The 12,266-nt window shown below is 64.7% G+C and carries 10 protein-coding genes and 1 tRNA gene; 9 read left to right on the top strand and 2 right to left on the bottom strand.

Translation table 11 applies throughout. The features are described from left to right. Positions 1-61: 61 nt before the first annotated feature. Complete coding sequence (locus tag ACQRCJ_RS07555; RefSeq protein ID WP_168935526.1) at positions 62-1,264, bottom strand: aspartate aminotransferase family protein; 1,203 nt, start codon at positions 1,262-1,264, stop codon at positions 62-64. 189 nt (positions 1,265-1,453) lie between these two features. Continuing rightward, positions 1,454-1,954: a dUTP diphosphatase gene (gene dut / locus ACQRCJ_RS07550; protein WP_239463900.1), complete on the bottom strand. Its 501-nt coding sequence runs from the start codon at positions 1,952-1,954 to the stop codon at positions 1,454-1,456. A gap of 846 nt (positions 1,955-2,800) precedes the next feature. On the opposite strand from dut, the gene trmFO reads away from it, so the two are divergent. The 9 genes from trmFO to pheT all read left to right on the top strand — a co-directional run bounded on the left by trmFO (position 2,801) and on the right by pheT (position 12,241). Then, positions 2,801-4,162: a methylenetetrahydrofolate--tRNA-(uracil(54)-C(5))-methyltransferase (FADH(2)-oxidizing) TrmFO gene (gene trmFO, locus ACQRCJ_RS07545; protein WP_168935527.1), complete on the top strand. Its 1,362-nt coding sequence runs from the start codon at positions 2,801-2,803 to the stop codon at positions 4,160-4,162. A 239-nt stretch (positions 4,163-4,401) separates the two neighbouring features. Further along, positions 4,402-4,478, top strand: a tRNA-Val gene (locus ACQRCJ_RS07540). A gap of 159 nt (positions 4,479-4,637) precedes the next feature. After that, complete coding sequence (gene thrS, locus ACQRCJ_RS07535) at positions 4,638-6,584, top strand: threonine--tRNA ligase (RefSeq protein WP_168935528.1); 1,947 nt, start codon at positions 4,638-4,640, stop codon at positions 6,582-6,584. 1 nt (position 6,585) lies between these two features. Next, positions 6,586-7,116: a translation initiation factor IF-3 gene (gene infC / locus ACQRCJ_RS07530; RefSeq protein ID WP_006008106.1), complete on the top strand. Its 531-nt coding sequence runs from the start codon at positions 6,586-6,588 to the stop codon at positions 7,114-7,116. 160 nt (positions 7,117-7,276) lie between these two features. Next, on the top strand, positions 7,277-7,474 hold the full coding sequence (gene rpmI / locus ACQRCJ_RS07525) for a 50S ribosomal protein L35 (protein WP_301966368.1): 198 nt from the start codon (positions 7,277-7,279) through the stop codon (positions 7,472-7,474). A 272-nt stretch (positions 7,475-7,746) separates the two neighbouring features. Beyond that, positions 7,747-8,097 (top strand): 50S ribosomal protein L20, encoded by a 351-nt coding sequence (gene rplT, locus ACQRCJ_RS07520; protein ID WP_006008100.1) that lies wholly within the window; start codon positions 7,747-7,749, stop codon positions 8,095-8,097. Between the two features lie 262 nt (positions 8,098-8,359). Beyond that, on the top strand, positions 8,360-9,403 hold the full coding sequence (gene pheS / locus ACQRCJ_RS07515; protein WP_204625616.1) for a phenylalanine--tRNA ligase subunit alpha: 1,044 nt from the start codon (positions 8,360-8,362) through the stop codon (positions 9,401-9,403). Positions 9,404-9,413: 10 nt separating this feature from the next. Beyond that, complete coding sequence (locus ACQRCJ_RS07510; RefSeq protein WP_204674539.1) at positions 9,414-9,797, top strand: translation initiation factor IF-2; 384 nt, start codon at positions 9,414-9,416, stop codon at positions 9,795-9,797. A gap of 41 nt (positions 9,798-9,838) precedes the next feature. Beyond that, positions 9,839-12,241, top strand: coding sequence for a phenylalanine--tRNA ligase subunit beta (pheT, locus tag ACQRCJ_RS07505; RefSeq protein WP_427799582.1), 2,403 nt, complete (start codon positions 9,839-9,841; stop codon positions 12,239-12,241). Positions 12,242-12,266: the final 25 nt, after the last annotated feature.

Here is a 12,266-nt window from a genome sequence, read left to right as displayed (position 1 = left end):
AAAGAGGCTCCCGCACCGGGGAGCGGCACGGGAGCCTGGATATGTACCGGGAAACGCCGCCTTACTTCGCCGTGCGCAGGATGTCTTCCAGCGTATCGATGAAGGCGTCGAGGTCGGCCTTGTCGATGGTCAGGGCAGGCAGCAGGCGCAGGGTCACGCCGTGGCTCAGGTTGCAGATGAAGCCGCGGGCGATGAGTTCCCGCCACACGGCGGCGGCATCCACAGCCAGCTCGATGCCGATCATCAGGCCCAGGCCGCGCACTTCACGCACGGTACCGGGCAGCTTGTCCTGGATGGCACGGACGCGATCCATCACATGTTTGCCCAGCTCGGCGGCACGGTCGGCCAGCTTGTCGCGGAGCATGATCTCCACGCACTTGGCCGCCACACCGGAGGCCAGCGCGCCGCCGCCAAAGGTGGTGGCGTGGCTGCCGGCCTCGAAGCCCTTGGCCATCTCGTCGGTGGCCAGCATGGCGCCCATGGGCAGGCCGTTGGCCAGGGACTTGGCCATGCTGATGGCGTCCGGGGTCAGGCCGTGCTGCTGGAAGGCCCAGAAGGTACCGGTGCGGCACAGACCGGCCTGCACTTCGTCACAGATGAAGAGGATGTCGTGCTTGCGGCACAAGTCTTCCACACCGCGCAGGTAATCGCCCGGCAGGGGCACGATGCCGCCTTCGCCCTGCACCACTTCCACCAGCACCGCCGCCGTGGCGGGCGTGATGGCGGCTTCCAGCGCGGCCAGGTCATTGGCGGGCACCTGCTTGAAGCCTTCGGGCAGCGGCGTGAAACCGTCGCTCAGGCTCTCGCGGCCCGTGGCGGCCAGCGCGCCGAACGTGCGGCCGTGGAAGCAGCCGCCCAGGGTGATGATCTCGTAGGCGTCGCGCTGCTTGACCTTGCGCATGTAGCGGCGGGCCAGCTTGATGCAGGCCTCGTTGGCCTCGGCGCCGGAATTGCAGAAGAAGGCCTTGCCGTGATGGCTGGTGCTCAGCAGCAGGCGGGCCAGTTCCAGCTGTTCTTCCTGATAGAAAAGGTTGCTGACGTGCCAGAGCTTGTGGGCCTGGGCTTCCAGGGCGGCACAGACCTCGTCGTTGCAGTGGCCCAGGGCGGTCACCGCGATGCCGGCCAGCAGGTCCACATATTCCTTACCGTCCACGTCCCACAACCGCGAGCCCTTGCCTCGGACCACAGCCACGGGATATCGGCTGTAGGAACGGCAAAGCAGTGCTTCTTCCTGGGCTTTGACGGCGGAAAATGTGTCGGACATGGTCAACTCCTTTGCTGGGAGGCCTTGCGCCATCCCACGGGGCACGCGCCCCGGCAATCGTGAAACAGAAATGGCTTTGGAAAAAACGGGAGACCTGCCGGGAAAACAGACGTCCCGGCCCGACGGCGGATATGCCCGCGGCACACGCGGCAACGCACGGCCCCGGCCGGCGGCATCCCCTGGCGGAGACTAGCGCCCCGTATGTCCGAAGCCGCCCGCACCGCGCTCCGTGGCAGAAAGGCTCTCCACCTCCTGCCAGACAGGGCGGACAAAGGGCTGGAAAACAAGCTGGGCCATGCGCTCCCCACGCTTGAGGATGCGCTCCTCGCCCGAGGTGTTGAGCAGCATGACGAGGATCTCGCCCGTATAGTCGGGGTCGATGACCCCCACTCCCTGGGCCACGGTCAGGCCCTCACGCGCACCAAGGCCGCTGCGGGAATAGAGGAAACCCGCGAAACCGGCCTCGCAAGGCTGCACGCTGATGCCCGCAGGCACGCAAAAGCGGCCTCCGGCAGGGATGCGCACACAGTCCTCGTCCAGACAGGCGCGCAGGTCGATACCGGCCGAGAAGGCCGTGGCCGGTTCAAGCTGACCGGCGTACAGGGAACGGGCCCCTTCGCGCACGAAAGCGAGGCGCACGGGGCAGGTGGGTACGGAAAAATTGCTCATGGCGTGAGATGTAGCGCACATGCGGACAGCGGGCAAGAGGCCCAAAGCCTTGCGGGCCCGCAGGATACGGCCACAGGACCGCCGCTTTGTGCCCGTGCTCATGGACAGGTCCCCGCCGGCCCGGCAGCCAGCTCCACGCAGTGATCTTCCTTTTCCTCCACCAGCGAGCGTACAGGCCAGTTGCGGGGATTTTCAGGAAACATTGCCAGCAAGTTCCCAGCCGGGACATCTGCAAAAAATTTTTTTCAATCCCTCCGGACATTCCCTTGCCCGGCATACACCCCTCCACCCCTGCAAGAGAAGAGTACAGGCCACCAGCAAACGTGCCTTCCCTTCCCGTCCGGATACGGCGGCCCGTCCTCCGCGCATCGAGCCCCGTCTCCCCCTCTCATCTCCTCTAGTAAAACAGCGTGGCGCTGCCCCGCCCGCCTCCTGCAGACAAACCCCTCATGAGCTGAGGCCCCTGCCCCAACGACAGATTCCACAAAACGCCCTCCCCCTCCGGCAATACCCAAGCCCGCAGCACAATCCCCGCCAATATCAAGACCTCATCCGCATCACGACCGGCAATGGAGCCACGCGAGGGCCCCCATGCGCTCCGGGATGCCCGGGTATGGTCGACGAACGGGAGCAGCAGCTCCTCCGGGGACCGTCGCGCTCGGGAGGCTCACCGCCCGCAAATTCCCTTGCACTGACCAGAACAAAAGTTTTCGCGGGGATGGGGGCACGGGGGAAGGGGAGCCTTTTCTAAAAGGCATCCCTTCCCCCGGACGGCCCACTTTCCTCCAATAACAAAACGGGGCCCTCTTCCCTTCCGCCGCCTCCGCTCCTGCGCCCCCTTGCCTTCCGGGCCCAGATTGGGCAAAGATGCGGCCAACAAAAGGAGATGGCGTGACTGAACACAGCTATGCGGTTATTGGTGGCGGCCTGGCCGGTTGCGAATGTGCCCTGCGTCTGGCGCGGGCCGGTCTGCAAGTGACCCTGTTCGAACAGAAGCCGGAGTTCCGTTCCCCGGCCCATGTCAATGACGGGCTGGCGGAGCTGGTCTGTTCCAATTCCCTGCGCTCGGACGAGCTGACCTCCGGCATCGGCCTGCTCAAGGCCGAGATGCGCGAACTGGGCAGCGACTTCATGGAGCTGGCCGACGCCCACCGCGTGCCTGCGGGCAAGGCCCTGGCCGTGGACCGCGAGGCCTTCTCGGCGGCCATGACGCAGCGCGTCATGTCCACGCCCGGCATCACGCTGGTGCACCGGCAGATCACGTCCCTGGACGATCCCGCGCTGGACGGCTTCGAGACCGTGGTGCTGGCGGCCGGGCCCATGGCTTCGGAGAATCTTTCCGCCTCGCTGGCCGAAGTGGTGGGCGGCGACCACTGCTATTTTTATGATGCCATCGCGCCCATCGTCTGGACGCATTCCCTGAATATGGACATCGTGTTCCGTGCCTCGCGCTACGGGCAGGAAAAGGGCGAAACGGGCGGCGACTATCTCAACTGCCCCATGAACAAGGAAGAATACGAAGCCTTCTATAATGCCCTGCTGGAAGCGCAAAAGGTGGGCGCACGGGAATTCGAGAAGGAAAAGCATTTCGAAGGCTGCATGCCGGTGGAGGCCCTGGCCGAACGCGGCCCGCGCACCCTGACCTTCGGCCCGCTGAAGCCCGTGGGCTTCGTGGACCCGCGTACCGGCCGCCGCCCCTGGGCCATCCTGCAGCTGCGGGCCGAGACCCTCAACGGCGAGACCTGCAATCTGGTGGGCTGCCAGACCAAGCTGACCTACGGCGAGCAGGCGCGCGTGTTCCGCATGGTGCCCGGTCTGGAAAAGGCGGAATTCGCCCGCTTCGGCAGCATGCACCGCAACACCTATGTGAACGCGCCCGTGGCCCTGAACGAGGACCTGTCGCTCAAGGCGCGGCCCCGCGTCTTCCTGGCCGGACAGATCACCGGTGTGGAAGGCTATCTGGAATCCGCCGCCTGCGGCATGTGGCTGGGCATGCTGCTGGCCGCCCGCGCCCAGGGCAGGGAGCTGGCCCTGCCGCCGCTGGAATGCGCGCTGGGTGCCCTGCTCAACCATCTGCGCACCCCGGTGAAGCACTTCCAGCCGTCCAACGCCCATTTCGGCCTCATGCCGGAGCTGGACGAAAAAGCCAAGAAGAAGGACCGCAAGGCCCTCTACTCGGCCCGGGCGCGCGAACGTTTCGCCGCCTGGCGTGCGGAACAGGGGCTGTAGCAGCCTCGACTTTCGGCTCTGTTGCAAAAAAAGCGCATTTTTTTCGAAAAAAATGCGCTTTTTTTTGTTCCCTTCTTCCAGAGCGTCTTGCCCATTTTTGACGGCCACCGGAAAAAACGGGCAAAAAGAGAGGCAAAAATGAGGCTCCAACCTGTTGAAAATAAAAAATAAAAAAAAATTAAAAAAAGTTGTTGACTCAGGGGGTGGTTTTCGCTAGATAAGACTTCGCCTCTTGGAGTAGGAGCGTAGCTCAGGTGGCTAGAGCACTTCCTTGACACGGAAGGGGTCAGCAGTTCAAGTCTGCTCGTTCCTACCAAATAAAATAATAAGGGCATGAGCCCGTGGCGACAGGGGCGGTGCCCGCCAGATAGCTGCACGAAAGCAGCACGGTTTTTGAAGATGGGGAGGTTTTTCAGCCTCCCCATTCCTTTTTTTGTACCATACGCCCGACAAGGGCGCCTGAAGGAGTATAAGCATGGATGTCCGCGTGGAAGGACAGGTGGTGGACGCCCCCGAACAGGGTGATGTGGCCGCTGTTCTGCAGAAAGCGCTGAGCGGCAAAAAATTCAAATCCGTGGTGGCTGCGCGTGTGACCGCAGAGGGCACGGAGACTTTGTGCGATCTTTCCGCCACCGTTCCCGCCCAGTGTACCGACATCACTCCCGTGTACGCCGATTCTCCCGAAGGCCTGAGCATGATCCGCCACTCCACGGCCCATGTCATGGCCGCCGCGGTGAAAAAGCTTTATCCCTCGGCCAAGGTGACCATCGGTCCCGCTGTGGAAAACGGCTTCTACTACGACTTCGACGTGGAAAAGCCCTTCTCCAGCGAAGACTTCCCGGCCATCGAAGCCGAGATGCAGCGCATCGTCAACGAACGCCTGCCCTTCGTGCGCACCACCATGAGCAAGGCCGACGCCATCGAGAAGTTCAGCAAGATGGGCGAGAACTTCAAGGTGGAGATCATCGAAGGCATCGAGGGCGACACGGTCTCCCTGTACACCTGCGGTGATTTCACCGACCTGTGCCGCGGCCCCCACGTGCCGCACACCGGCTTCTCCAAGGCCAGCAAGATCCTTTCCGCTGCCGGCGCCTACTGGCGCGGCGACGAAAAGAATCCCATGCTCTCCCGCCTGTACGGCACCGCCTTTGCCGACGAGAAGGCCCTCAACGCCTACCTGAAGCAGCTGGAAGAAGCCAAGCGCCGCGACCACCGCAAGCTGGGCCGTGAACTGGGCTTCTTCACCTTCCATGAAGACGTGGCCCCCGGCATGGTCTTCTGGCTGCCCAAGGGCATGCTGATGCGCACCATCCTGGAAGACTTCTGGCGTCGCGAGCACATCAAGCGCAACTACGACCTGGTGCAGGGCCCGCAGCTGCTGCGCGTGGAGACCTGGCAGCGTTCCGGTCACTACGACCACTATCGCCAGAACATGTATTTCACCCAGATCGAGGACGATCAGTACGGCATCAAGCCCATGAACTGCATCTCGCACATGCTGATCTACCGCAACGATCTGCGCAGCTACCGTGACCTGCCCCAGCGCTACTTCGAGCTGGGCGTGGTGCACCGCCATGAAAAGAGCGGCACCCTGCACGGCCTGCTGCGTGTGCGTCAGTTCACCCAGGACGATGCCCACATCCTGTGCACGCCCGAACAGCTGGAAGGCGAGATCCTCGGTGTCATCCACCTGATCCGCGACCTGATGCATCTGTTCGGCTTCGACTACAAGGTGGGCATCTCCACCCGTCCCAAGGACAGCATCGGTACCGACGAAGCCTGGGAACTGGCGACCAATGCCCTGATCGAGGCCGTGAAGAAGGCCGACATGCCCTACGAGATCAACGAGGGCGACGGCGCTTTCTACGGTCCCAAGATCGACGTGCGCCTGCTGGACTGCATCGGTCGCGAATGGCAGTGCTCCACCATCCAGGTGGACTTCACCCTGCCCGAACGTTTCGACCTGACCTATGTGGGCCAGGACGGCGAACGTCATCGTCCTGTCATGGTGCACCGGGCCATCATGGGCTCGCTGGAGCGCTTCATCGGTGTGCTCATCGAGCAGTACGCCGGTGCCATGCCCACCTGGCTGGCGCCCGAACAGGCCCGGATCCTGACGGTCACCGATGCCCACAACGAAGCCGCGCTCAAGGCCTGCGAGGAGCTGAAAGCTCTGGGGATCCGCGTGACGGCCGATACGCGCAACGAGAAGCTGGGCTTCAAGGTGCGCGAGGCGCAGCTGGCCAAGGTGCCGTATATTCTGGTGGTTGGAGAAAAGGAAGCGCAGGCGGGCGGCGTCAATGTGCGTCTGCGCAATGGGGACAACCTGGGGCTCAAGTCCGTGGCGGAAGTGGCTGCCCTGATCCGTACGGACAGCGAAGAGCCTTTCAAGAATGGAGGGATGCGCTATAGCTTCTCCTAACATGAGACCCCGGCGCGACGTGCCGCAGGACGGCGTGCGTCGCAACGAGATGATCCGCGCCCGCGAAGTGCGCGTCATCGGCGCCGATGGGGAACAACTGGGTATTTTGCAGCGCAACGAGGCTATTGCCCTTGCCAAGGAAGCCGGTATGGACTTGGTGGAAGTCGCTTCCACCTCCGAACCGCCTGTCTGCCGCATCATGGACTACGGCAAGTTCAAGTACGAGCAGCAGAAAAAGAAGCAGGAAGCCAAAAAGCGCCAGAGCGTGGTGCAGATCAAGGAAATCAAGGTCCGTCCCAAGACCGACGACCATGACTACGAGACCAAGCTGCGCCACATCCGCCGCTTCCTGGAAGACGGCGACCGCTGCAAGGTGACGGTGTTCTTCCGTGGCCGCGAGATCGTCCACAAGGACCGTGGTATCAGCATCCTCGAACGCGTCGTGCAGGACCTGGCCGATGTGGCCAAGGTGGACCAGGAGCCCCGTGCCGAAGGCCGCACCCTGCAGATGCTGCTGGTGCCCAAGAAGTAGTCCTTCGCCAGAGCCTTTTTTCCTGACGTCACAGGTGGCCTGTGCCGTCAGGACTGCCTGCGCGCCCCTGCATTTTTGCACTTGCGCCGCACGGCTTTTTCAGGCAATATGCCGTTCCTGCCCGTAGTGTACGGACAGGTTATTCGCTAAGGAGTATATCATGCCCAAGATCAAAACCCGGCGTTCCGCGGCCAAGCGTTTCGAGCTCACCGGCAGCGGCAAGTTCAAGCGTCGTCGTCAGAATCTGCGCCACATCCTCACCAAGAAGGCTCCCGGCCGCAAGATGCGCCTGGGCCAGGCCACCATCGTTGACCGCACCAACGAGAAGGCCGTGCGCCGGATGCTGCCCAACGGCTAGTCATCCCGAGCCTTGCGGAAGCTCCGTGCGCGGAGCGTCCGTGCCGGAACGCGAGAGCGTGACGGCGTGAATTCTGATCCGTCCGGATTGCGCGCCCGCATGCGGGAGGCGGCATGACCGCCGCAGCACCGCCGCGCGGCGCAGCGCCCCACAGGGGCGACGGCCAGCGCAAAGCCGTTCTTTTCAAGCAATTTGCGCCCCATCTGGGATCAATTTTTTCCCCGGCAGGCACAATACCTCCGCCTTGGCCGGGCGAAAGGAGGGTACCCCCCATGCGTGTGAAGAGAGGTCTCGCCGCTCATCGTCGGCACAAAAAGTACCTGAGCGCGGCCAAGGGTTTCCGTGGTGGCCGCAGCCGTCTGTATCGTACCGCCCGTGAGGCTGTGGAGCGTTCGCTCCAGTATTCCTTCATCGGCCGCAAGCACCGCAAACGCGACTTCCGCACCCTGTGGATCCTGCGTATCAACGCCGGCGCGCGCCTGAACGGCCTGTCCTACAGCCGCCTCATGCACGGCCTGAACAAGGCCGGCATCGCCCTGAACCGCAAGGTTCTGGCCGACCTCGCCGTCTACCACAAGGACGACTTCGCCAAGGTGGTGGAAATGGCCAAGGCTGCCCTGTAGTCGGCACGCCACAGCTTTTTTGAGTGCGCGGCATGTCTTGGCGTGAGGTTTTTCCTCGTGCGGGATATGCCGCGCTCTTTTTTTCCGCCGGAGATTCCGGTAAGATCGGGCGCGCCCCGGATGCCGCGGCATGCGGCCCCGGCGGCATGCGCCCTGTTGTCGTGTGGCGGCGGGACATGGTGTCCCTCCGCCGCTGTTGTGTGCGGCCGTCAGGGCCGTCCCTTTGACCGTAACGCCGCCTGCGGCGGCTCCGGGAATTCGCATGGATTTGATGACTGTACTGGAAAGCCTGGTTACAGACCTCGAAGCAGGTCTTGACCGGGCTTCTTCGTTGGATGAACTGGAAGAACTGCGGGTGGACTTTCTGGGCCGCAAGGGCAAACTGGCCCAGGCCATGAGCTCCATGGCCAAGCTGCCCCCCGCGGAACGCCCCGCCGTGGGTCAGAAGGCCAACAGCGTCAAGGAGCGCCTCACCGCCCTGTTCGACGCCCGCAAGACCGCCCTGGAAGCGGCCCGCGAAGCCGAGGCCCTCAAGCGCTTCGACCCCTCCCTGCCCGGTCGCGCCCCCTGGCGCGGTTCGCTGCACCCCACCACCCTGGTGATGGAAGAGATCTGCGGCATCTTCAGCAAGCTGGGCTTCGACATCGCTTCCGGCCCGGAAGTGGAAAACGACTTCTATAATTTCGAGTCCCTCAACATGCCGCCGGAACATCCCGCCCGCGACATGCAGGACACCCTCTACATCACCGAGCGCGTGCTCATGCGCACCCACACCTCCCCCGTGCAGGTGCGTACCATGCTGGGCCGCAAGCCTCCCCTGGCCATCGTGGCTCCCGGCAAGGTCTACCGCCGCGACTCCGACCTGACCCACACCCCCATGTTCCATCAGGTGGAAGGCCTGGTGGTGGGCCAGAACATCAGCATGGCCCATCTGCGCGGCACCCTCACGGCCTTCGTGCGCTCCGTGTTCGGCGGCCATACCGAAGTGCGTTTCCGCCCCAGCTTCTTCCCCTTCACGGAACCCTCCGCCGAAGTGGACATCAGCTGCTGCATGTGCGGCGGCAAGGGCCACATCAACGGCGAACCCTGCCGCGTGTGCAAGACCACCGGCTGGGTGGAGATCCTGGGCTGCGGCATGGTGGACCCCGCCGTGTTCGCCTCCGTGGGCTATCCCGCCGATGTGAGCGGCTTCGCCTTCGGCCTGGGCGTGGAACGTGTGGCCATGCTCAAGTACGGCATCGGCGACCTGCGCATGTTCTTCGAGAACGACGTGCGCTTCCTCGGCCAGTTCGGCCTGCACGCCTAGGGTGGGTCCCGTGCCTCTGTCCGTCCGTCTCCGCCGTGCCTGCGTCCCCGTGCTGCTGGCCCTGCTCTGCGCCGCCGGCAGCGCCGCGCTGGATGCCGGTGATGCCTGGGCCGCCTCGGCCCTGAGCCCCCGCCACAGCGGCCTTGAGCCGCCCGGCGGGCCCAAGCCCATGGAAGGCCTGCCCGCCATGGGCAATGCCGGCAACACCACCGAGCGCGGCATGGGCTATACCGATGCCTACGGCCGCCCGCTCAAGGACTACGGCCCCGAGGAAGTGAAACCCCGCAAGCGCCCCCGCGGCGGCGCCTACGGCACTTACGGACGCAAACAGAGCCGCCCCCTGCCGGATCCCGACGCCGACACGCCGGGCAAACCGGCTTGGGACTTCAACTGAATCAACTGCTAACCGGCCCTGCGGGGCCAGTGAGATGACATATGCTGCTTTCTCTTTCGTGGCTGCGCGAATTCGTCCCGTATGAAGGCACGGCACAGGAGCTGGGCGACCGGCTGACCATGCTGGGCCTGGAACTGGAAGAAATCGTGCGCCCCTATGACGCCATCGCCCCCATCGTGGTGGGCCATGTGGTGGAATGCGTCGACCATCCCGAATCCGACCACCTGCACATCTGCAAGGTGGACGCCGGCCAGGGCGAACTGCTGGACATCGTCTGCGGCGCCCCCAACGTGGCCGCCGGCCAGAAAGTCCCCGTGGCCCTGGTGGGCACCACCATGCCCGGCGGCCTGGTCATCAAGAAGGCCAAGCTGCGCGGCGCTCCCTCCTTCGGTATGATCTGCTCCGAACGCGAGCTGGGCCTCACCGAAGACCACAGCGGCATCATGGTCCTGCCCGACAGCGCCGTGCCCGGCACCCGTCTGGTGGACACCCTGGAGCTGGACCACGAGGTGCTGGACATCTCCATCACCCCCAACCGCGCCGACTGTCTCTCCGTGCTGGGTCTGGCCCGCGAGACCGCCCTGGCCTTCAACCTGCCCCTGACCATCCCCGAACTGCCCCTGTGCGAGGACGGCCCGGCCCGCGACCTGCCCAGCGTGGAAGTCAGCGATCCCGAGCTGTGCAACCTTTACGCCGGTCGCGTCATCGCCGGCGTCAAGATCGCTCCCTCGCCCATGCGCATCCGTCACCGTCTGCATGCCGTGGGCGTGCGTCCCATCTCCAACATCGTGGACGTGACCAACTACATCCTCTTCGAATGCGGCCAGCCCCTGCATTCCTTCGACCTGGACAAGCTGCGCGGCAACCGCATCATCGTCAGCCCCGCCGCCCAGGGCGAGAAGATCGTCACCCTGGACGGCCAGGAACGCACCCTCGATCCCCGTGACCTCTGCATCCGCGACGCCGAACGCGCCGTGGCCCTGGCCGGTGTCATGGGTGGCCAGGCCACCGAGATCGACGATGCCAGCACCAACGTCTTCCTGGAAAGCGCCGTGTTCCGTCCCGGCACCATCCGCAAGACCTCGCGCCGTCTGGGCCTGTCGTCCGAATCCTCCTACCGCTTCGAGCGCGGTATCGACCACAAGCGCTCCATCTGGGCCCTGGACCGTGCCTGCGCCATGATGGTGGCCGCTGCCGGCGGCAAGGTCTGCCCCGGCTACACCCTGGCCGAGCCCAAGCCCTTCGTGCCCGTGCAGATCGAGTTCCGTCCCGCCCGCGCCAACGCCCTGCTGGGCGTGGAACTGAGCCGCGACTTCGACGAGAAGGTGCTCTCCGGCATGGGCTGCGCCATCGAGAAGACCAGCGACGACAGCTGGCAGGTCACCCAGCCCAGCTGGCGCCCCGACCTGACCCGCGAAGCCGACCTCATCGAAGAAGTGGGCCGTGTGCATGGTCTGGACACCATCGCCCCCGAACTGCCCGCCTTCCTGCAGGATCTGGGCCGCGCCGGCGAACCCATGTCCACCTTCCAGTTCTGGTCCCGCCTGCGCCACTGGGGCGCCGGTCTGGGCCTCAACGAAGCCGTCAACTACAGCTTCGTGGGGCACAAGGATCTGGACCTGCTGGGCCTGCCCGCCGAAGGCCGCATCTCCATCATGAACCCGCTCTCCGCCGAACAGGATGCCCTGCGCACCGTGCTGGCCCCCGGCCTGCTGCATGACCTGCGCAACAACCTGGCCCAGGGTGCCGCGGGCGTGCGTCTGTTCGAGCTGGCCAACACCTTCACGGCCGCTCCCAGCGACGATCCCCACGCCACCGGCGCCAGCGAGACCGGCATGCTGGGCGTGCTCCTCTACGGCCAGCGCCACGACAGCGCCTGGCCGCATGTGGAAGCCGACATGGATTACAGCGACCTCAAGGGCATCGTGGAGCACCTGCTGCACTTCCTCAACCTGTCCGCCCCCGTGTGCGAACTGGCCGAGAGCCACCCCTACCTGCTGCCCTGCGTGCGCCTGAGCGTGGACGGCACCGAGGTGGGCGTCATGGGCCGCGTGCGTCCCGAGATGGCCGACAGCTTCCACGCCCGCAAGGACGTCTGGCTGGCCGAGCTCAACCTCAACGTGCTGCGCCGCCTGCATGATGCCGCCCAGGTGCGCTTCCAGAGCCTGGCCGTCTTCCCGCCGGTGCGCCGCGACATCACCGTGGCCGCCCCTGTGGGCGTGACCGTGGGCGCCATCCTGGACCAGATCATGGGCCAGAAGCAGCCCCTGCTGGAAGGCGCCGTGCTGGTGGACAGCTTCAGCCCCGAAGGCAGCGACGAACGCAACCTCACCTTCCGCCTGACCTTCCGTCACGCCGAGCGCACCCTCAAGGATGCGGAAGTGGACAAAGTGCGGGAAAAGGTGGCACAATCCCTGGTGCAGGAGCTGGGCGTACGCATCTAGCCCCCTGCCCCTTCCGTACCGGGCG

This window comes from Desulfovibrio sp. SGI.102 (assembly GCF_050314315.1).
Taxonomy (GTDB): Bacteria; Desulfobacterota; Desulfovibrionia; order Desulfovibrionales; family Desulfovibrionaceae; genus Desulfovibrio.
This window is presented reverse-complemented; position numbering and strand designations above follow the sequence as displayed.